This window comes from Variovorax sp. LjRoot290 (genome assembly GCF_964253985.1).
Lineage (GTDB): Bacteria > Pseudomonadota > Gammaproteobacteria > Burkholderiales > Burkholderiaceae_C > Variovorax.
Genome location: NZ_CAXURW020000002.1, coordinates 927,237 through 947,182, shown reverse-complemented (window position 1 = coordinate 947,182; position 19,946 = coordinate 927,237). Strand labels below are relative to the sequence as shown.

The following is a 19,946-nucleotide window of genomic DNA, read 5'->3' as shown; positions in this document are numbered from 1 at the left end:
CGACGTTCTGGGCGGAGGCCCGACAGGCAGAACCCGGCCAGGAACGGACCTTCGCAACGTCAACCAAGTTCCTTCCGAAGCCGACATTCGCCAGAACTCCCTCGCCGTGCGACAGTCGAGTGCAGGTAACCAGTCGCTGGTGCACGTTTGACTAGAGGCTTGAGCCTCCGTCCACCACAAGTTGAATGCCGGTGATGTATGACGAGTCGTCAGATGCCAGGAACAGGGCTGCCTTTGCAATCTCCCACGGAGTACCCTGCCTACCCATAGGGCAGCGCGAGTCGCGGAACTTGTGTCCTGCTGCAGCCTCATCCGCCGTCTTGTAGAGCGCATCCGCGTGCGGTGTCCGAATCATCCCAGGCACGATGCAGTTGCATCGGACTTGGTCGGGCGCGTACTGCCTGGCGATGACACGCGTCATGTGATTCAGGCCAGCTTTCGAAGTGCTGTACGACAGGAACTGCATCGGGCTCCACTTGAGGCTGGCGGTTGACGATACGTTGATGATGGAACCGGACCTCTGAGCGCGCATGATTGGCATGACGGCCCTTGCAGTGGCCATTGCACCCCGCAAGTTGATGTCCATTACCTTGTCCCAGTCGTCATCCTTTACGTCGACGAGCTCGCCCAGAATCTCGATGCCGACGTTGTTGTGCAGCACGTCGACCCGCTGATGCATTGACACCACCTCGGCAACGACTGCGTCGACCTGCTTGGAGTCCGTGACGTCCATCGCCATTGCGATTGCTTTTCCGCCATCGTCTCGGATGAGCTGCGCCGCGAGCTCAGCTGCTTCCAACGAACGGTCAGTGCAGACAACCAGCGCGCCCTCGCGGGCGAAGGTCAAAGCGCATGCAGTGCCGTTGCCGACCTGGTCGACGCCTGTGAATTCCTTCTTGAATGTTCCGGCCCCAGTCACGAGGGCCACCTTGTCTTTCAGCTTCATGGCATTCCTTTGCGCAAACGATTCCGCAATGCTAGCGCTCTTGGCCATGCAGTAGCAACGGGTTAACCCCTAGCGCCAGTGTCTCTCGAGCAACAGCCATTGGAGAGGTGTCAAAGTCCGGCATTAAGGGTAAACCCCACTTTCGAGAATTTGTGTCAGGCGCAGAATTGCGCAAACGTTTCCACACAATTGAGAAAGCACCCATGACGAAAGACGAACTTCGACAAGCACGCCTGAAAACGGTGCGTGACCACATGGCGCTCGAGTGCACCCAAGATTGGGACGGCGTCATCAACACGTTCGAGCATCCGCGCTACGAGATGTACGGCAACGGTGCTGTCTACGACGGCGAGGAGCAGGTTCGGGTCTACTTCCAGTCTTCGCGCCAAGCCTTTCCGGACCAGGCCAATGAAATTATTTCGATTGCCGCCGACGACGAGCGAGACACGGTTCTCGTGGAGTTCTTCCTCATCGGCACCCATTTGGGCGAGTTCAAGGTTCGAGAAAAGACCTATCCGCCGACTGGCAGGTCGTTCAAGGTGCGACTGGCGGCAACGTTCCTGTTCGGGCCCGGCTCCGCGAAGATTATTTGCGAGCGCCCTTACTCGTCGCCCGACCTGAAGCTCATCGCCCTCGGGTTGCTCTAGTTCTCGCGACGGGCAATTTCCTCAAGCCTCGGGCGCCGCACACGATTCCCGCTCGATTAGCCGCATATCGACCACCGCAGATTGAACCTCTGGAGCCTCGTTGTGCATCCTTGTCAGCAGCATCGACGAAATCTCATCCGAGAGCGAACGGATGTCCCATGCAAGCGCAGTTATCGATGGACTGTGGAGCTCGGAGAACTCCGTGTCGCCGATGGACACGATGCTCACGTTCCCAGGGATGCTCAACTTGGCCGACCGCATGGCGGCGAGCACGCCGGCGAGGATTCGGGTACCGAGGCACAGAAATGCAGTTGGTCGGTCCTTGCGCGCCAGCATCCGAGCAGCTTGGTCAGTCGGAAAGTTCATCGACGAATCGGCAAAGCAAATCAGGCTTGGGTCATAGGCCAATCCAGCTGCAGTCAAGCAATCCTGGTACGCCTGTACCCGGTCCCGGATTGGCTGAATCTGGCTGCCAGGAGTCATCAATGCGATGTGCTTGTGTCCCAGCCCAATCAGGTATTCGAGCGCTTCAGTGGTGCCCCGATAGTGGTCGACCTTGACTGCGCCCAGCTGTTGGCCGCCATCGCGGTCGAAGAGCACCGTCGAGATGTCTCGGACCTCATTGATGACGTGAGCGACCGAATCCGTTTGGCACGGGCCCAGGATGATGCCGTCGACCTTGCGGCTCTTGAAAAAACGAATCAGCTGGACCTCGGTGGCAATGTCGTTGTTCGAGCTGGCCACGAACAGTGCATAGCCCTGTGCAGAAAGTCGCCGCTCGACCGACTTGACCAGGTGTCCATAGAAGGGATTGGAAATGTCGCTGACGATGATGCCAACCGCATGACTCTGCTTGGACCGCATGGTGCGCGCGATGGCGTTGGGCTGATAGCCCAGCTTTGCCGCAACGTCGCCGACCTTCTTGATGGTGGCACTGCTGACGCGACCCGTCCTATTGAGGGCTCGCGACGCTGTGCTGATAGACACGCCTGCCAATCGAGCGACGTCATGGATACCGACTGCTGACATCACAACCTTTCTGCAACCCTAAAACTCTTAAAGAACCAGCGGCCTACTCGACTCGTCGGGTTGGCCCCAATAAATCTAACACCCACTAGTATCTACCATGCGGAAACGTTTCTGCAACCGGTGGCGCTTAAGCAACAGGAGCACGAGTGACAACCCCCACATCCATCACGAAGCAGGAAGAACTGCTGACGGTCAACATCCACGGCATGACCTACGTACCCGGCGCCGCGCCCGGTTCGGAAATCATTCCGCTGTTCCTTGACCGCGAGAACAGTATTTGGGTTTTGTATGGAAAGTTTGCCCCTGGCACGAAGCTGCCCAAGCATTTCCACACGGGCACCGTCCACTTCTTCACCACCAAGGGTCAGTGGAACTACGCCGAGCACCCTAAGGACCCGCAAACAGCCGGCAGCTACCTCTACGAACCAGCAGGCTCCATCCACACCTTCTCGGTGCCCGAGGACGCGAAGGAGGCTGCCGAGGGCTTCATGGTGGTGTACGGCGCCAACATCAACTTCGATGGAGATGCCTTTCTCAACATCCGCGACGCAGGGGCCATCGAAGACGGGATTCTCAGCTACCTGAAGAGCAAGGGACTGCCGATTCCTGGCTACATCACGCCCAAGGGCGCCGGCTTTAAGAACCTTCAAACCCACGCCAACAAGTGAGCGACACCATGAATACTCGGAGACACTACCTCGCACAAAGCGCAGCCATCGCCCTCGGGACCCTCGCATCCTCAGCCTGGTCTCAGGCAAACTGGACTGCCAAAAGGCCGATTACGTTGCTTGTACCAGGCCAAGCCGGGGGTAACTCGGACATCTTGGCGCGCCTGGTTTCTACCGCCATGGGGACCTCCCTTGGTCAGCCAATCGTCGTCGACAACAAGCCGGGCGCTTCTGGGACCCTCGCCTCGGCCCTCCTTTCTAAATCGCCTGGCGACGGCCAGACGCTACTCGCCGCCAGCAGCGACACACACACCGTCTATCCGCACTTCTTCAACAACAAGAACTTCCACCCGGAGGGCCACGTGCCGGTGGCGGTCATCTCCTTCGTGCCGTTTGGCCTGGCAGTGCGCAAGGACCTCGAGGTCAAGAACCTGAAGGAGTTCATCGCGCTAGCAAAGGACAAGCAGATGACGTTCTCCACGTGGGGCGTGGGAACAACCGGGCATGCGGCAACGATGCTGTTCATGCGAGCGTCCGGCGTCCAAGACATGCTGCACGTCCCGTACACCGGCAGTGCGCCGGCCATTCAGGCGCTGATGGCCGGGCAGGTCGACGCCATGATGGGCGCGATTCCGTTGATTTCCTCAGCGCGAGGCCAACTCAAGCCGCTGGCCGTGATGTCAAAAAACCGCTCCCCTGCACTCAAAGACATCCCGACGTTCGAAGAGTCGGGTCTGGTCATCAATGAGACCAAGGAGTTCTGGGTGGGCATCGTTGCGCCGCCGGGTACGCCGGATGACGTAGTCAACGCCATCTCTGTCGAGATTCAGAAGGCGATGGCAACACCTGCAGTGAAGGCGCGCATCGAAGAACTTGGTGCCATTCCACAGTTCGTCGGTCCCAACGAATTCAGGCAGGTCATCAAGAAAGAGTCCGCCCAGTGGGCCCAAATCACCCGTGACGCTGGTGTCAAGCAGCAAGACGTCTAGAAAGGCGCGGGAGGTCAGCTCCGACAAGGTTGATGACCGCGCCATGGCGTTGCAGCAAGAGCCCTAAAGATGAAGCAACTCAAGTTTGGAAACACCCGCGTCGACCGGGTCGTAGAGATTGACAATTTCTGGGTGGACCCAGCATGGCTCTACCCCAACATCGAGCCGGGAGTGGCGGCCCGGCATCAGGCCGAGCTCGGGCCTAACCTCATAAGTCCGGGTGACTTCAAACTCAACCTGAGCTTCCACAGCTACCTCATTCGGACTGGAACCGCGAACATTCTGGTCGACGCGTGCAATGGCAATCACAAGGACCGACCACGCGCCAAATGGCAGCACATGTTTAAGTCGGACGAGTACCTGAGCAATCTGGCCAGGTTCGGTCTGACCCCCGGTGACATCGACATGGTTCTGTGCACGCATCTTCATACGGACCACGTCGGATGGAACACGATACTCAGCAATGGGAGATGGGTGCCAACCTTTCCCAATGCGAGGTACATCTTCGCGAAGAAGGAGTTTGAACACTACCTTCGGCTTCACGAGAAGAAGCCCGACCTGCCCGTCAACCAAGGCTCCTTCGTCGACAGTGTCCTGCCGGTCGTCGAGTCCGGCCAAGCGCTGCTCGTTGACTCAAATCACCTGGTTGAAGGCGACTTGGCAAAGGGTGTCTGGCTTGAGGATTCGCAGGGACACACCCCCGGGCACGTAACGGTGAATGTGAAGGAGGGTGGCCAGCACGGGGTCATGACTGGCGACATCTTCCATCACCCCATCATTTTTTTAGAGCCTGGGCTCATCAATACCGGAGACTGGAATCCGGAGCTCGCGCGGGCAACTCGCCAGACGCTTGCACAACGGTTTGCCGACACGGACACGCTGCTGCTCACCATGCACTTCCCGGCGCCCACGGCCGGTCGCATCCACTCGTGCAACCACGGGTTCACGTTCAAGTACCTGCGCTAAGCGCATGGTGCTCTTACCAAACATAAGGAGACATATCTTGAAGGTTCTGTACACACTCGCTCTGGGGGTCGGCCTGGCGTACGCCGGGCACGCGTGCGCGCAATCCAGCGACTATCCGACAAGGCCCATCAAACTTTTGCTGCCGTTGTCAGCCGGAAGCGGCGGCGACACCATCGGTCGCATGCTTGCCGAGTCGATGGCAAAGAAGTTGAACGGCTCAATCTATGTCGACAACCGTGTCGGAGCAGGCGGAACCATTGGCGCAGCGCAAGCTGCAAGGTCACCAAACGACGGGTACACCATCACCATGGGAGGCATGACCTCCCACATCATCGCGCCAGCGGTGTACGCCAAACTTCCGTACGACCCCGTTACCGACTTCAGCCAAATTGGAAGAATCGGAACAGCAGGTGTCGTGGTGGTCTCCAGCATTGATTTTCCAGCCAAAAACCTCAAGGACCTTGTCGCGAATTCCAAGGGACAGGACAAGCCCTTGCAGTACGGCACTTGGGGCCACGGTTCGACGGGTCATCTCTGTGGTGAGGTGCTCGTCCAAAAGGCGGGCGCGAAGCTGGACCATATCCCTTTCAAATCCTCGGGTGACCTCGTGACGGGCCTGCTTGGCGGGCACATCCGAGTGGGTGTGTTGGATATGGGAACCGCATCTCCGCTGGTCAAGTCCGGGAAGATTCGCGCCTTGGGAATTTGTGGTAGCCGCTCGCCGAGCATGCCGGAAGTGGGCACCTATCCGGACCAAGGCGTTGACTTTCGTAGTGAGCTGAGCTGGACTTTGCTCGCCCCTGCTGGCGTCCCGCCAACCGTCGTGAACAAGCTGTCCGCTGCACTTCGCGACACCCTCGCAGAAAAGGCAACTGCCGACCGCCTTCTGGGCCTCGGTGTCCAGCCGGCCTACCTTCCACCTGACGAGCTACGCAAACTCATGCGTGAAGACATCGCCATATGGAAAGCGGTGGCGGAGACTGCCAACGTGAAGCCGGAGTAGCCCTGTCATGAAAAGGCTCGACGACTTCCAGCACCGGAGTTCAAGCGTGAGTGCATTGCAGCAATGTGCGCGGGCGAGTCACCGCGGCTAGCGGCTCCGGTGGACACCCAAGCCGCGACCCTGCGTATCAGAGATGCTCAACAAGGTCCACTATCCGCCTTCCTGAGGCTTAATCTTTTGGCCGTGTATGAGGGGGAATTGACAGATGCACCGGGCGTCATCGGGGGTGTTCTGCGTAGTTGCCTGAACGGCCGCTTTCGAGAAGTGGGAATGTCCGCAAAGGGCTGCGGATTCAACCGGCGGTTGCGACCTAACCGGCGGCGGCTCGTGATCCCCTCGCGGCCCCCGGAAAATTCAAAGATGGGTGAAAAACCCACCGGAAAATTCAAAGTGTGTTGCCCAGCGCGTTCAAAGTAGCTTGGCAGAGCTGCTCCAAAGTCCTTGATGCGCAACGCCACGGCCTTCGATCCTGGCCGCCGATCGACAGCTTGAGCCATGGAGGGTTGCGGCACCCGCCATCCTTGAGTCAGATCTGCACCCAAGCACCTGCTGGGCCGCTACGCCTTCGACGCGGTGACCCGGTCCGCGAGCTCCCTGATGCGGAGGTCGACCAGCGAACGCCAGCCCTTGAGGTCCGAGCTTCGCCCGTATTGCGCTTCAACCTCTTTCTCCGCCTGCGCACCAAACTGGCGTCTGGTCCAAATGGGCAAGCGAGGAGTTCGCGCGCGCGGGGTGGCCTCGCGCGGGCTCGGACGCGCCGAGAGAGCACCGAAGGCGGATGCGTGCCCCGCGTCGAACTCCGCCATCAGCTGAGCCGGATTCTCCGCGAGCAAGCTGCACTCCCGCTCGGTGAGACGGCGGACATCAGGCGTCCCATGCAGCGGCCGAGCTGAGACTTCGGTGCCGAGCATCTTTCGATAGCAGCCTGCGCCCAGGACGATGATTCCCTCGCTGTGGACGACGACGTAAAGCTGCCGAAAAACAGTGCGGCCACAGCCTGCGGCCTGACATGCAAACCGTCTGGCTTGTGCAACCTCCACAATCGCGAGCAGCTTTCCAGTTTCCATCCGCCGGCCCGATCAGGACTTGGATAGGAAAGTATGTTTCGAGCGATGGTGTTTGTCCGCTGCACTTCCGGCCTAGGTCAGTACATCCTTTGCCAGCAAGCTGGCGCGAACCGCTTGCGGAATATCTCGTTTGGAGAATGGCGGAAGGCTGGGGCAAACTACGCTCATGACGGCCACCAGTGATGAGATCGCAGCCCTGCGAGTCGAGTTCGAACGTTCCCATCGCCGGCCTGCTCGCGCGCTGGCAGAGCTGCTGTTGCTTGGAAATGTGATCCTCGAAGATCACCAGTTGCTTGAGGGAAAGACCGGCGACGCCTTTGAGCAGTTCGTGCTACAGAGCTTGAGCGATCAGGGCGTGGAAGTGGGCGAGTTCGCTGCCGCCGTGAAAGCGTTGGGCACCCTGCGAGCGACGCTGGCCGAACTCCAGCAATTGCCTGATTAAGTAGGCAGTTTCATAAATGCGGCCACGCATATTCTTGATAAGTTCGGCCGCGTATGGCGTCTTGTGCAATCCTTCGACCAGGGGTTGCATATGCCAAGGAAGAGCCCGTTCCATATCGAGTTGACGCTGGATGAGTCGGCCGAGTTGAATCGTCGCGCAACCAGATATACGTTGCCGTATTTCGAGGTTGTTCGAGCCAAGATGATCCTGATGGCCGCCAACGGCATGGACAACGACGAGATTGCCCCGCGGCTGGACACCCGGCGCGAGGTGGCCAGTCACTGGCGCCAGCGTTTCTTCAAGGAGCGATTGGCGGGTCTCGAAGAGAGAGCCCGCCCGGGACGCCCACGGGTCTTTCCCCCCAAAGGTCACGGTTGAGATCAAGGCGCTCGCATGCGAGTTGCCGGCCACCTTGGGCTTGCCGCTGTCGCGCCTGAGCGTTGCCGACGTGGCGCGACACGCGCAGCGCTCGGGCCTGGTGGCGCGCATCAGCGACAGCACGGTCTGGCGTTGGTTGCACGAGGACGCGATTCGCCCTTGGCGGCACCGTTGCTGGATCTTTGCGCGGGACCCGCACTTCCATGCCAAGGCCGGCCGCATCCTGGATCTGTACGAGCGACGCTGGCAAGGGCAGTCACTGCGCAAGGACGAGTTCGTCATCTCGACCGACGAGAAGACCAGTATCCAGGCTCGGCTGCGCATGCATCCGAGCCTGCCCACCGAGGCAGGCAGGTAATGCGCGTGGAGCACGAGTACGCACGCGATGGCGCCTGGGCGTACTTGGCGGCGTTGGACGTGCATCGCGCCAAGGTGTTCGGCCGCTGCGAAGCAACCACCGGCATCGCGCCCTTCGAGCGTTTGGTCGATCAGTCATGAGCCAGCCGCCAAACGTAAGCGGCTGCGGCGACGACGGAGGGGTGTTGATCGGCCGCATTCTGTGCCGGATGTGCCAGCAGCGAAATCCGACGATGCGCGACTTTTAGACAAGAACGCTGCAACGCTTGGACAAGCGTCAAAGCCGAAGCCGCCCTAGTCTTCGGTCAACCTGCTGACAAGGCGGGGACAACCCCTCAGCCCTCGGGCACCACGCACGAAATCCACCGGAGTTCTCCATCATGGCAAGCAAGACCCACCCCAGGCTGCGCGTCGCCGCGGTCCAGGCCGCCCCCGTGTTTCTCGATCTCGACGCGACGATCGACAAGACCATCGACCTGATGGGCCGCGCGGCGAAGGATGGCATCCAGCTGCTGGCGTTCCCCGAGACCTGGTTGCCAGGCTACCCCTGGTGGATCTGGCTGGATTCGCCGGCCTGGGGCATGCAGTTCGTGCAGCGCTACCACGACAACTCGCTGGTGATCGGATCGCCCGAGTTCGAGCGCATCAGGGACGCCGCACGCAAGCATCGCATCTGGATCTCGTCGGGCTTCAGCGAGAAGGCCGGAGGCAGCCTCTACATCGCTCAGTTCCTGATCGACGACAAGGGCAACGTCGTGCAGACGCGCCGCAAGCTCAAGCCCACCCACGTCGAGCGCACCGTCTTCGGCGAGGGCGACGGCTCCGACCTGACGGTGTGCGAAACAGAGATCGGCAACATCGGGTCACTGTGCTGCTGGGAGCATCTGCAGCCGCTTTCCAAGTACGCCATGTACTCGCAGAACGAGCAGATCCATTGCGCCGCCTGGCCGAGCTTCTCCCTCTACCGGGGCGGCGCCTACGCGCTCGGCCCGGAGGTCAACAATGGCGCCAGCCAGCTCTATGCAGCCGAGGGCCAGTGCTTCGTGATCGCGCCATGCGCGACGGTATCGAGCCCCATGGTCGACCTGCTGTGCACCGACCCGACGAAGAAGCAGCTGCTGCTCGCCGGTGGTGGCTTCGCGCGCATCTACGGGCCGGACGGCTCGCCGCTGGGCACGAACCTGGCCGAGGCCGAAGAGGGTTTCGTCGTCGCGGACATCGATCTCGGACTGATTTCGCTCGCCAAGGCGGCCGCCGACCCCAGCGGCCACTACGCGCGGCCCGACGTGACGCAGCTGCTCTTGAACAAGACCCGGCGGGAAGCCGTCGTCGTCCAGACTTCTCCCGCGGCTGAGATGGCGCAGATTACCCCCGTGGCGGAACCCGCAGCGGCGCAGGCCCTGTCCGCCTGAGCGGAGTACCGCATGAGCATCTATCACGACCAACAGCGCCAGTTGCAGGACGCGTTCGACACGCGCCGGCTGGCGGATGTCATCGAGACCCACAACCTGCACGACACCTTCAACCCGCTGGACACCGCGTTCATCGCGACGAAGGATTTCTTCTTTCTCGCGACGGCCGATGGCTCGGGAAAGCCAAGCTGCTCCTTCAAGGCCGGTCCGGCGGGCTTCGTCAAGGTGGTCGACGAACGGACTCTGGCTTTCCCTTGCTACGACGGGAACGGCATGTACCTGTCCATGGGCAACGTGCTGGCCAATCCGAAGGTCGGCATCCTGTTCATCGACTTCGAGAAGCCCAACCGCCTGCGGATCAGCGGAGAGGCGTCCGTGATGAGGGATGACCCGTTGATCTCCGAGTACCCGGAAGCCCAGTTCGTGGTCCGGGTTGCCGTCAGCGAGATCTTCCTGAACTGTCCTCGATACATCCCCAAGCTTCAGCGAGTCTCGAGTTCGCCGTTCGTGCCCGCGCCAGGGCGGGAAACGCCGTTTCCCAACTGGAAGCAGATCGACTTCGTGCGCGATACCTTGCCCGAGCGAGATCGTCGCAAGGCATTGGAGATGCCGGCGATTGACATCATGGACTACATCAAGGCGATCGAAGAATCGTGAATTAAGGGGCGAGTATGAGAAGTCGTTCATGACGTGGCTCGCGCGGGGCAAGGTGCTGCGCGGTGGCATTTTCGATGTCTTCGGCTACACGCAGGAGCGTCGCCTGGAACGCAGCCTGATCGCCCAGTTCGAGGCGCGGCTGGACGAGCTGGTGGCCGAGCTCTCACCCGAGGATCAGGCGCTCGCAGCGCAGCTTGCCGCCATACCGCTCGCAATCCGGGGATTCGGCCATGTGAAGCTCGCCAACCTGGCGTCGGCGCGCGGACGCGAGGCGCGGCTGCTGCAGCGCTTTGCGCCTGCGCGCTATCCTCGGCCGGTGTCCGCGGCGAGGGCAGGGCAGATCCGCGGCATCGCTGTCGTCGCACAGTGATCGCGTGAGCGCCACGAAGCTCACGAGGACTCGCGAGAACTGGCGAATTTCTGCGATGCGCCTTTCACATTTGCACTCCATAGGTCGCGACAGTCGCCGGCATCGAGGACCCACCCATCAATGGGTGGGCGCCGAAGCATCCTCTACCAGCGCCGATCGACTGTCACCTCCAAGGATGAGGCACCAGTGTTACGCCAGGATAAAGAGCCGACGCCCCATCGCCCTGGCTCGCTCAACCGTGCGCCAGCAGCATCTTCAGGAAAGTGAGCCCGTTGCGCTGGCCCTTGTCCTCGTCGCAGTTGTTGAAGATCAGGTGCGTGTTGCGCACCTTGTAGGCCAGCCGCACCACCTCGATCACGATCTCGCGCAGTTCCTGGTCCGGATAGTCGTAGTCGAAGCGCTCGGCTGCTGAAGACGCCCCCTTGATGTTGTAGGTGTCCACGTTGCGGCCGTGCAGGCGCACCAGCGCGTAGTCGGGGTTCGTGGTTTCCGCCAGCAGCGGCACGCTGTTGGCGAAGCCCTGCGGCCCGTCGACGATGGTGTGCACGGCGCCGAGCGCGCGCAAGAAGTCGATCGTGCCGGCGCGGCTCGCCTCGTCGAACCAGGACTTGTGCCGGAACTCGACGCTGCAGGTGTGCCCCTCCATCTGCTCGATGCAGTGCTCGACATGCGCATGCCCTTCGCGGTTGCACATCAGCCAGGGCGGGAACTGGAAGTGGACCAGGCCGAGCTTGCCTGCCGCCTTGAGCGGCGTGATTGCATCGACGAACCGGCGCCAGAGCTCGGCGCGGATCTCCGGCGGCGTGCTGCGGTAGTACAGCGTCTGGCTCGTGCCCAGCGCCTCCTTGATGTCCTTGTGCAGCACCTTCGGGTCGGTCTGGTGGCCGGTGAACAGGCGAAAGGCCTTCACGTTGAATACGAAGCCCTCGGGCGTGCGCTCGGCCCAGTTGTGGGCGTTGGTCGGCGTGGGGATCCCGTAGTAGCTCGAATCGACTTCGACCAAAGGAAAGAGCGACGCGTAGTAGCGCAGACGCGCCTCGGGCGTCTTCGCTTCCTTCGGGTAGAAGCGCCCGCAGTCGATCAGCGTCTTGTCAGTCCAGGAGGCTGTGCCGACGAGGATGGCCATCGGCACATGCTACCGGCTCGAGCCAGTTTTGGGCAGCTTCGGCCGGCGTCATGGCGCGCAGACGGGCGTCGCGCCAAAGGTCCGCGGCAATGTCCTCCAGCGGCTCGACGCAGCTTGCGCTCACCAGCCCGTGACAAGATGCGGTTTCGCCTGTGTTTATTCACGCACCTCTGCAAAAGCACGGACCGGGAAGGCTGCCGCGTCCCTCGCCTTCAGCGGGATGGAGAAAAAGCGGAACGCCGCGCCGTGCAGGCGCGACAGTCCGGTGAGGTTTTCCACGATGAGGATGCCTTGCCTTAGAAACCGGGTATGTGCTGGACGTTCTGGATCCTGCGTGGAGTCGACGTTCGCGCAGTCCACCCCAAAAAGGGCAATTCCCGCATCGCAGAGCCAGGTCACCACTTCATGCGAGACGAACGGGTGCAATCGGTAGGTCTCCGTTCCCCAATGGCGATCCCAGTCGAAGTTCACCAACACTGCCCGGCCTGCGAGATGCTCGGGAAACTGCAGGTCTGTCAACCTCAGCTGCTGCCTGGGACCCGCGTGCCGGGCGTCGATGACGACGCCGTCCAGAATCAGGCGGCTGAGCTCGATGGAAGCGACATCGTTCGCGCCTTCGAAACGGTGACGCGGGGCATCCATCTTCGTGCCGACGGAGCTTTGGAATGCCACGTCAGAGATCTCGAACGAGGCCTTGTTCTCGTAGTGGGGGCGCGACTGCGCATGCGTCATGTAGGGTCGAATGTGCGCCGTGAGTTCGACTGTTTCGCCGTTCTCAGCCTTGAAGAGGACGCCGGGCATCCCGTCGTGGAATACGTGAGAGAGGTCGACAAACATTTGTTCATCCCCCGCTTGATTTCAGCGCAGACACCTCCGACCTGCTGGTGCGGCTCGCGCTCAGTGCCGGTCGTGAGCGCACCATAGTATGCAAGGGGCGGGCGGTCAACGGCGGTCGTTTCCATCCGCATCCGACTTGCGTTTAGCGCTGAAGCATGGATGCGCATCCAGTTCTTGTCCGTTCACTGGAGCTAGCCGGAAACCCCATGCGCCCATACAGTATGTTCCGCATGTGTTCGCCATCATTTGCCGCTGCCGGCGAGAGGGGCAAAAGATGCACCCCGAGGACATCGAGGCTGACCCTGTGCCAGGCGAGCTGCTGGTGTATCAGAAGGGGATGAAGCGCGTGGCCGTGCTGGGGGGCGGATCGGGAGAGCTACCTGATACCGCTGCTCGTTGGCGTTGCCGGTGCTTATGCTCTATAACGATCTCGGCCCGAATGTGAAGTGGGGCACATTGTCCGCCTTGATCACCGAAACGCGCGATACCTGCCCGAGAGAGGATGTGTCATCCTCGGTTTGACCTTCAGCCGCCGGATGACTTGAAATCGACCCTGATGAATTTTGATCTTTGAGAAACTGCACCTCGCGGGCCCGGACCTGTCGAACTATGAACTGGGCGAACCCGTGTTCGTCTATGACCGGGGTCGCTTTCTTGGCTCGCTCGATCCGATTGAAGTCAGCGTCGACAGGTCGGATGTTCACATCAGTCGCTTCTTGGCTTCGCCGGCTTTGGGCAGCGAGCAACGCAACTTCGGCCCGCTCTTGCTGGTCGAGGTCACCATGTTTCTGGCTGAGCGCTTCCCTAGCATCCAGACCGCGTGCTTTACCTTGACGCGGGAGATAGAGATGTATGGCGAGGGCATGATGGTTGCCGCAGCCCGATCCGACCTGTTGCGAAGCATCGGCGCCACGGACGTCCATGTTCGACCGAAGCCGGACTCGAGCAAGCCCGGCAACTTCGTGCTCCAAGGCGTTTGGCTGTACACAGAGGACAATCTTGTCGCTCTCCGGGCAGCACTGACTACCCAGCGTGCGCTCTATCGCGAGCACCTGGGCCGCGTTCGAGCGGACAAGCGTCCGGTTCAGCTGCTGCGCCGCTTGAAGCAGTGGTGGGCGCACGATGGTCACAGATGAGGTGGCGCGCCTTCGGGCAGTCAATCCGCCTTCGTGATGTCTCGTGCGCGCCGCTCAACTGCAGGGCCCGGATCGTCGCCTGAGCACTGGCGGGACCCCTGCGGATCTGCGTCCAGGACCCTGCGGGCGGACGCGCTGCGCCTGTGCACCGGATCTGACCATGGCGGCCGCACAGGCCGCGCGCCATGGTCGCGAAGGAGTACTTGTGGGCTCAATCCCGTGGAGGTGCCCATGGCGGAGCTGGAGACCGAGTTCCACTACAACGGTCACGACGTTGCGATCACATTGGTCGAGCGAGAAGGAAGCCTGGCATTGGTCGTATGTCATGGACGCCACGTCGCGCTTCGAGCTGCAACCAGGGTTGCCGTCGAGCGAAATGGCACACCTGGACGCGATCAGAGATGCGCGTTCGATGGAGAATCCGTCAATGGACCTCACCGACCACAGCCTCCCGAACCTGTTTCGTCAGCTTGGGTTGCCAAGCACTCAGCCCGAGATTGATTCATTCATCTCAAGGCATCGGCCCTTGCGCGGCGAGATCGAGTTGGCGGACGCTCCGTTCTGGACGCCTGGGCAAGCGCAGTTCCTGCGGGAAGAGATCGGCGAGGACGCCGATTGGGCCGAGATGGTGGATCAGCTGAACGCGTTGCTGCGCGCGTAGCCGTTCGGCCCGTCGAACGCCGCGGGCGCAGCGGAGAGCGGCACGACACCGTGGGCGGACGGGGGATGCCACAGCTGCCACCATATGCAATGATGCTGCGCCGGCGCAGGTTTTGTTCCGGCCCCATCACCAGGAGAGACGCTATGGCAACAGAGATCAATCCGTTTGGCGATATGAAGAAAATGCTCGAGCAGTTGAAGATGCCGGGCGTCGACATGACGGCCATCGTCGAGGCGCGACGCAAGGATGTGGAAGCATTGGTTGAGGCCAACAAGGCCGCTTATGAATCCATGCAGGCCATGGTCCGCAAGCAAAGCGAAATGATGGCCGAGGCGATGCAAGTCATGCAGGAAGTTGCCAAGGGCGCTACCAGCGGGGGCATAGACCCGGCAAAGCAAACTGAAGTGGTTCGCAGCGCATTCGAAAAGACGATCGCCGATATGAAAGAACTCGCCGAGATGGCGCGCCGCTCTCAGTCCGATGCGATGGCCCATATCACGCAGCGTGCCGCCGAGCACGTGAACGAGATCAAGAAAATGATGCAGCCCAAGTAGCGACAAGAACCCATGTATTTGTCTGTGACCCGTGAAATTCGCGATGAAGTCGATCGGGTTCCGGGAACGGATAGGGCCGAAGGGGCTCGGGGTGCGCATTTGCGCGGCACCATGGCGTCCCGCTAGAATGGCTACGCGATACAACGCGTCTGACCCAAACTCATCGCCCGATTTCACCGTGTCCAAGCACTGGTCCATGCCGATTATTCCGACCTCCGCTGCCAACGAGCACCGGGGGCGAATTACGTTGGGCGGTTAGCCCCACTTTCGACCTCGACCTCCCAAGGCAGCGACTCACCCTCGCTGCCTTTTTGCTTTTCTGGACCCGAAATCATGTACAGCCTCAATCTTTTCAAGTCGTCGTTCGAGCTCGCGCAAGTGCACTCGGACAAATCCTCCTATCTCGCCCTGTGGGGCGCGCCCGCCACCGTCGATGCGCTACATCGCAGCCCCGGGGAGCGGCCGACCTTCCTCTTGCACGACGGGCCGCCCTATGCCAACGGTGCCCTGCACCTTGGTCACTTCGTCAACAAGACACTCAAGGATGCCCTGGTGAAGTTCAAGCGCCTGGATGGCTACTTCGCGCCCTATGTGCCGGGCTTCGACTGCCACGGGCTCCCCGTGGAGCTCGAAGTGGAGAAGCTCGGGCACTCCAAAGCCGACACGCGCGACTTTGTCGAGTCGTGCCGAGCCTACGCCGAGGGCCAGGTGGCCAGCCAGACGGCCGAGTTCCGCACCTTCGGCGTCGCAGCCGATTGGGAGCAGCCGTACCTCACGCTCGACCCCGAATTCGAAGCCGGCGCGTCGCGCCTCTTCAGCGCGCTGCCGTCGGTGGTGAAGCGTCTGCGTCCGGTGCACTGGTGCCCGGACTGCGCATCGTCATTGGCCGAAGCGGAGGTCGAGTACAAGGAGCGGACATCAGACAGCGTGGTGGTCCTCTTCGCCCTGGAGGGACGGGAAAACACGTTCTTGCAGGTGTGGACCACCACGCCCTACACTCTGCCTGCCAACAAGGCGGTCGCATTCAATCCCGCCCTCGACTACGCAGCGGTCGAGGAGGGCGGCAGGACCCTTGTCCGAGCACAGCCGCCAGGTGAAGCAATGACGGGCGTGGCTGTCGACCTGCACGGCCTTCACGCGCGCAGCCCTTACACGGGCGACCTCGTGCCCCTGCTGGCGGCGGACTATGTGACGTCGAGCGGAACCGGCCTGGTGCACTTGGCGCCAGCCTTTGGGATGGACGACTTCCGAGTCGGAGAAGCTCACGGGCTGGGCGTTGAGCACTACGTCGACGAGGGTGGCCGCTTCCTGCACGGCGACATGGCGGGCATGACTTTGCGCGAAGGGTCGGACCACGTGCTCGAGCGTGTGGGCGATCTGGTGCACTCCCGCACGAGCCTCCAGCACGAGTACCCGCACTGCTGGCGGCACAAGCGGCCCGTCTTCTTCAAGGCCTCAGAGGAATGGTTTCTTGAACTGGCGGAAGTGGGGCCACGCGCCCTCGCGGCGTTGAAGGAGGTGCAGTTCGTACCGGAGACGGCGCGCGAGCGGCTTGGGAACATGCTGCGGTCGCGGACGTCCTGGTGCTTGTCGCGCAATCGCCTGTGGGGCACGCCCCTTGCAGACACGGGCAACGCCGCGGACGCCGCGCTGCTCGCGCGGGTCGCGGAGGAGGGCGTCGAGGCATGGCAGGCGGACGGGCCACGCCGCACCCTCGATGTCTGGTTCGACAGTGGCGTGACTCACGAGCTCGTGATGCGCAAACGTTTTGGCAGGACGGCGGACGTCTACTTGGAGGGCTCTGACCAGCACCGTGGCTGGTTCCAGTCGTCCTTGCTCACAGCGGTGGCCGCAGGTGGGCCGGCGCCTTACAAGGCGCTGCTCACCCATAGCTTTGTCGTGGATGAGCACGGCCGCAAGTATTCGAAGTCGAGCAAGAACTATCAGCCGATGGACGAGATGTTCAAGCGATACAGCCCTGACGTGCTCAGGCTCTGGACCCTGCAGCAAGACTTCACCAAGGAGCTGAAGCTATCGTCGCAGTCGCTCGAACGTACCGTGGAGCGCTATCGCAAGCTGCGCAACACGCTGCGGTTCTGCCTGCAGAACCTGGTCGACTTCGACTTCAAAGCGCCCGCCGAGCTCACGCACTCGATGCATCGGCTGCAGCTTGTCAAACTCCAAGAGCTCGTGGCCACGGTGCAGGCCGCCGCGGGACGCTACGACTTCGCAGGTGCAACGGCTGCCCTGATGCAGTACGCCGACGCGGTCTCAAGCGACTACTTCACGGCCGTCAAGGATGCGCTCTACTGTGACGCCGCGAACTCTGCCCGCCGGCGTGAAGCGCAGTTTGTGCTCGGCCGGGTGCTGGACACGCTCATGCGGCTGTTGGTGCCGGTGCTGCCATTCACGGCTGAAGAGGTCTTCCAGTTGGTCCGCAAGCCCATGGGCTGTGCCGAGGCCTCGGCCTTGCTTCTGACGCTCGAGGGACTGCAAATGCCGAAGGTGGAGCGAGCTGTCGAGTTGCGGGCGGCCTACGAACAGCTGAGCGGTCTCAAGCACCGGGTCCACCAACATGTGGAGGCGGGCCTGGCCAACGGTTTGAAGAGCGCCGCCCAGCTTGAGCTGGAGGTCACACTGCCTTGCTCAGAGGAGCTCTTCCTGGTGATGCCGGACGAGATGAGGGATTTTTTCGGTGTCGCACGCGTCGGGGTGGCTGCGGGCGCGTCGGTCGGGGTCCGTGTTCGCCGAACGAGCCGCGGTCTCTGCCCGCGATGCCGTCGACATGACCGGTTGTCGCTCTTGTCGGCACTGTGCCATCGGTGCGAGGAGGTTGAGCAGGAGCTCAAGGTTACTGCCGTCGAGCAAGGGGACTGAACGCTCGACCGTCTCAACCAGCCGTGTACCTGGGCTGCTTTTGAGCGAGTCGCCGCCAGGAATTAACCCGTGCACTTCTCTGCGCACACCAGCATGTTCTTGCCGAGAAATCGCTTGGAGACCAGAAGGTTACGCAGCTTGAACTTGCCGCAGCGGAAGCACGACATCATGGATTCGGCGCGGGGGGTGTCGATGATGGTCCCGACGGTCTTCTTGACATAGCGGAAGCCGTCGTTGGAAAGCTTGTTCGTGGTCACGGAGGTCGTCATCACCAACTATTTTATCCGGGTCGTTCCAGAGTACCGACTGAGGCCTGCGACCCGCCCGGACTGTGCCGCCACCGAAACTCCAGGTTGGGTTGCGCACTACATCGGCCAGGTGATCGGTAAGTTGCAGCGCTTGCGCGAGCAACTCTTGCCAGACTCCCGGGCGCGTGAAGTCTGGGGCACTCACGACCAGATTCCTCGTGTGCAACCCAGGGCAGCCGCCAACTGGCGCATTTTTTGCCACGTCGACCGGGGGCGCACACCGTCTTCTCGCTCGAGTTGCCTCGTGATGTCCGAAAGCACGCCCACCGGGGCCTCGTCCAGGAGCACCCTCAACTGCGGAATGTAATTCGGAGCAACAACCCCATGCAGGATGGCCAATCGAAGCGTTTCTGGCGGGATTGGATCGGTGTAGCTGACGCTTGCCGTCTTCGCAGCGATTTCCAATGCTTGGGAAACGTCATCCTTGGCCTTGCGCACACCGATCACACCCAACCCATAGCCAAGAACGTTGGCGAGCTGCTCTGCGTTGATAAGGCTCAGGTTGCCAATTTTTCCGGTTTCGAGTTGGTTGATGGTTACCCTGGAAAGACCGGCAAGCTCGGCCAGGCGCTCCTGTGTCAGGCCCATCTCGGCGCGCTGGCGTTTCACCAGTGTGGCGAGTTCGTTGAGGATAGGCATGGTGCAGGAAGTAAAATTTACTTTACTAAATGATAGTCAATATATTGATCATAGTATAGTTCAGTATAGTAAACATATCCGTCGCCGCGTCGTGTGCGTGACAATCATCTTCGCGCATCCCAACCTCGACCGGAAGGTCAAGGTCAGTCTGCTGAGACGAGGGCGCACGGACTTAACGGGACGCTTCCTGGTAGCACCGCACAGCTTTCGCGGACTTGCTACGAAAGAGGAACTACGCGACGCCTTGAGCGCCTACGACAGCCATCACAGACATGAATTCCCCAGCGGGAGCGACCTCTGCTATAGCCCTCTTTCGACCCGAGGCGTTTCGCCAAGGATGGTGCCAGCCGAGGCAGATGCCGCTTGGGCGATCTTCACCGCAATTTCTAAACCGGCGGAGCGCTCGCCCGTGTCGCTGGGCATGCAATGGGTCAGCGGTGCTGTGAGAAACGTTCGCAACAAGCGAGCTTGCTGACCCTTTCCCGACAACTCGCTTCTGGGAGGAGGCCATTTGGGCTGCTGAATGGGCCGCGCGAGTGGGGCGAACGTTAGCCTTGCGCTGGTCGACTGGGTGGAGAAGGGCGTGGCGCCTGACGACATCGTCATCAGCTCCAGAGACAACAGCGTGAGCTACCCGATCTGCGTTTACCCGAAGAAGACGACTTGGGGGGATGGTTCGGCTAAGATGGCGGCCAACTACACATGCCAGTGACGGGCGGGCTCGGAATCCGGTGCGGCGCAGTGAGCGCGATGTGCAACTCCTGCCGGACGGCGTCAGCGTCACCTCCTGGCTGCTGCAGTACAGCAGCTTGCCGCCCATGTCTTCCTCGAGATTCTTGATGCGGATGCTGTCCCTTTGTCGGGCTGGCGATGGCGG

At 61.3% G+C, this 19,946-nt stretch carries 24 protein-coding genes; 17 read left to right on the top strand and 7 right to left on the bottom strand.

Annotated elements, in window-relative coordinates:
• Positions 1 to 151: 151 nt before the first annotated feature.
• Entirely contained in the window at positions 152 to 946 is a 795-nt protein-coding gene (locus tag ACSQ9A_RS33610) for an SDR family NAD(P)-dependent oxidoreductase (RefSeq protein WP_436307128.1), read from the bottom strand.
• A 203-nt stretch (positions 947 to 1,149) separates the two neighbouring features.
• Here ACSQ9A_RS33610 and ACSQ9A_RS33605 point away from each other — a divergent pair, with 203 nt between their 5' ends.
• Positions 1,150 to 1,593, top strand: coding sequence for an ester cyclase (locus tag ACSQ9A_RS33605; protein WP_436307127.1), 444 nt, complete (start codon positions 1,150 to 1,152; stop codon positions 1,591 to 1,593).
• A gap of 21 nt (positions 1,594 to 1,614) precedes the next feature.
• On the opposite strand, the gene ACSQ9A_RS33600 is transcribed toward ACSQ9A_RS33605, so the two are convergent.
• Positions 1,615 to 2,622, bottom strand: coding sequence for a LacI family DNA-binding transcriptional regulator (locus tag ACSQ9A_RS33600; protein WP_436307126.1), 1,008 nt, complete (start codon positions 2,620 to 2,622; stop codon positions 1,615 to 1,617).
• Between the two features lie 146 nt (positions 2,623 to 2,768).
• On the opposite strand from ACSQ9A_RS33600, the gene ACSQ9A_RS33595 reads away from it, so the two are divergent.
• The 4 genes from ACSQ9A_RS33595 to ACSQ9A_RS33580 all read left to right on the top strand — a co-directional run bounded on the left by ACSQ9A_RS33595 (position 2,769) and on the right by ACSQ9A_RS33580 (position 6,248).
• The gene (locus tag ACSQ9A_RS33595; protein WP_436307125.1) at positions 2,769 to 3,290 is read left to right on the top strand and encodes a 2,4'-dihydroxyacetophenone dioxygenase family protein; all 522 of its coding nucleotides are present in this window, start codon (positions 2,769 to 2,771) and stop codon (positions 3,288 to 3,290) included.
• Positions 3,291 to 3,298: 8 nt separating this feature from the next.
• On the top strand, positions 3,299 to 4,279 hold the full coding sequence (locus tag ACSQ9A_RS33590) for a Bug family tripartite tricarboxylate transporter substrate binding protein (protein ID WP_436307124.1): 981 nt from the start codon (positions 3,299 to 3,301) through the stop codon (positions 4,277 to 4,279).
• A gap of 69 nt (positions 4,280 to 4,348) precedes the next feature.
• Positions 4,349 to 5,245 carry an MBL fold metallo-hydrolase gene (locus ACSQ9A_RS33585; protein WP_436307123.1) on the top strand — a complete coding sequence of 299 codons (897 nt, stop codon included), beginning with the start codon at positions 4,349 to 4,351 and terminating at the stop codon, positions 5,243 to 5,245.
• Positions 5,246 to 5,282: 37 nt separating this feature from the next.
• Positions 5,283 to 6,248 carry a Bug family tripartite tricarboxylate transporter substrate binding protein gene (locus tag ACSQ9A_RS33580; protein WP_436307122.1) on the top strand — a complete coding sequence of 322 codons (966 nt, stop codon included), beginning with the start codon at positions 5,283 to 5,285 and terminating at the stop codon, positions 6,246 to 6,248.
• A gap of 557 nt (positions 6,249 to 6,805) precedes the next feature.
• Here ACSQ9A_RS33580 and ACSQ9A_RS33575 read toward each other — a convergent pair.
• Complete coding sequence (locus ACSQ9A_RS33575; protein ID WP_093110473.1) at positions 6,806 to 7,315, bottom strand: hypothetical protein; 510 nt, start codon at positions 7,313 to 7,315, stop codon at positions 6,806 to 6,808.
• Positions 7,316 to 7,481: 166 nt separating this feature from the next.
• On the opposite strand from ACSQ9A_RS33575, the gene ACSQ9A_RS33570 reads away from it, so the two are divergent.
• The 7 genes from ACSQ9A_RS33570 to ACSQ9A_RS33540 all read left to right on the top strand — a co-directional run bounded on the left by ACSQ9A_RS33570 (position 7,482) and on the right by ACSQ9A_RS33540 (position 10,931).
• The gene (locus tag ACSQ9A_RS33570) at positions 7,482 to 7,757 is read left to right on the top strand and encodes a hypothetical protein (RefSeq protein ID WP_093110472.1); all 276 of its coding nucleotides are present in this window, start codon (positions 7,482 to 7,484) and stop codon (positions 7,755 to 7,757) included.
• A gap of 63 nt (positions 7,758 to 7,820) precedes the next feature.
• Positions 7,821 to 8,135: a helix-turn-helix domain-containing protein gene (locus ACSQ9A_RS33565; protein WP_436307121.1), complete on the top strand. Its 315-nt coding sequence runs from the start codon at positions 7,821 to 7,823 to the stop codon at positions 8,133 to 8,135.
• 22 nt (positions 8,136 to 8,157) lie between these two features.
• Positions 8,158 to 8,493 carry a hypothetical protein gene (locus ACSQ9A_RS33560; protein WP_436307120.1) on the top strand — a complete coding sequence of 112 codons (336 nt, stop codon included), beginning with the start codon at positions 8,158 to 8,160 and terminating at the stop codon, positions 8,491 to 8,493.
• Positions 8,493 to 8,633, top strand: coding sequence for a hypothetical protein (locus ACSQ9A_RS33555; protein ID WP_436307119.1), 141 nt, complete (start codon positions 8,493 to 8,495; stop codon positions 8,631 to 8,633). The genes ACSQ9A_RS33560 and ACSQ9A_RS33555 overlap by 1 nt, the downstream gene beginning before the upstream one ends.
• A gap of 239 nt (positions 8,634 to 8,872) precedes the next feature.
• The gene (locus ACSQ9A_RS33550; protein WP_436307118.1) at positions 8,873 to 9,904 is read left to right on the top strand and encodes a carbon-nitrogen hydrolase family protein; all 1,032 of its coding nucleotides are present in this window, start codon (positions 8,873 to 8,875) and stop codon (positions 9,902 to 9,904) included.
• Between the two features lie 12 nt (positions 9,905 to 9,916).
• Positions 9,917 to 10,561, top strand: coding sequence for a pyridoxamine 5'-phosphate oxidase family protein (locus ACSQ9A_RS33545; protein WP_436307117.1), 645 nt, complete (start codon positions 9,917 to 9,919; stop codon positions 10,559 to 10,561).
• Positions 10,562 to 10,589: 28 nt separating this feature from the next.
• Positions 10,590 to 10,931, top strand: a complete 342-nt coding sequence (locus tag ACSQ9A_RS33540; RefSeq protein ID WP_436307116.1) for a DUF6537 domain-containing protein — start codon at positions 10,590 to 10,592, stop codon at positions 10,929 to 10,931.
• 232 nt (positions 10,932 to 11,163) lie between these two features.
• Here the strand turns inward: ACSQ9A_RS33540 and ACSQ9A_RS33535 are convergent, their stop codons facing one another.
• Complete coding sequence (locus ACSQ9A_RS33535; RefSeq protein ID WP_436296924.1) at positions 11,164 to 12,057, bottom strand: DUF72 domain-containing protein; 894 nt, start codon at positions 12,055 to 12,057, stop codon at positions 11,164 to 11,166.
• Positions 12,058 to 12,213: 156 nt separating this feature from the next.
• Positions 12,214 to 12,894 (bottom strand): cyclase family protein, encoded by a 681-nt coding sequence (locus ACSQ9A_RS33530; RefSeq protein WP_436307115.1) that lies wholly within the window; start codon positions 12,892 to 12,894, stop codon positions 12,214 to 12,216.
• Positions 12,895 to 13,457: 563 nt separating this feature from the next.
• Here ACSQ9A_RS33530 and ACSQ9A_RS33525 point away from each other — a divergent pair.
• The 4 genes from ACSQ9A_RS33525 (at position 13,458) to ACSQ9A_RS33510 (ending at position 18,122) form a co-directional block, all read left to right on the top strand.
• A complete protein-coding gene (locus ACSQ9A_RS33525; protein WP_436307114.1) occupies positions 13,458 to 14,030 on the top strand; it encodes a hypothetical protein in 573 nt (190 codons plus the stop codon).
• 427 nt (positions 14,031 to 14,457) lie between these two features.
• A complete protein-coding gene (locus tag ACSQ9A_RS33520) occupies positions 14,458 to 14,691 on the top strand; it encodes a DUF2789 domain-containing protein (protein WP_093110540.1) in 234 nt (77 codons plus the stop codon).
• A 143-nt stretch (positions 14,692 to 14,834) separates the two neighbouring features.
• Positions 14,835 to 15,245 carry a TIGR01841 family phasin gene (gene phaP / locus ACSQ9A_RS33515; protein ID WP_436307113.1) on the top strand — a complete coding sequence of 137 codons (411 nt, stop codon included), beginning with the start codon at positions 14,835 to 14,837 and terminating at the stop codon, positions 15,243 to 15,245.
• Between the two features lie 333 nt (positions 15,246 to 15,578).
• Positions 15,579 to 18,122 (top strand): isoleucine--tRNA ligase, encoded by a 2,544-nt coding sequence (locus ACSQ9A_RS33510; protein WP_436307112.1) that lies wholly within the window; start codon positions 15,579 to 15,581, stop codon positions 18,120 to 18,122.
• Between the two features lie 62 nt (positions 18,123 to 18,184).
• Here ACSQ9A_RS33510 and ACSQ9A_RS33505 read toward each other — a convergent pair whose 3' ends face one another.
• The gene (locus ACSQ9A_RS33505; RefSeq protein ID WP_436307111.1) at positions 18,185 to 18,391 is read right to left on the bottom strand and encodes a hypothetical protein; all 207 of its coding nucleotides are present in this window, start codon (positions 18,389 to 18,391) and stop codon (positions 18,185 to 18,187) included.
• Positions 18,392 to 18,571: 180 nt separating this feature from the next.
• Entirely contained in the window at positions 18,572 to 19,069 is a 498-nt protein-coding gene (locus tag ACSQ9A_RS33500; protein ID WP_436294896.1) for a helix-turn-helix transcriptional regulator, read from the bottom strand.
• Between the two features lie 523 nt (positions 19,070 to 19,592).
• Here ACSQ9A_RS33500 and ACSQ9A_RS33495 point away from each other — a divergent pair.
• Positions 19,593 to 19,781: a tannase/feruloyl esterase family alpha/beta hydrolase gene (locus ACSQ9A_RS33495; protein WP_436307110.1), complete on the top strand. Its 189-nt coding sequence runs from the start codon at positions 19,593 to 19,595 to the stop codon at positions 19,779 to 19,781.
• The last annotated feature ends 165 nt before the right edge of the window (positions 19,782 to 19,946 follow it).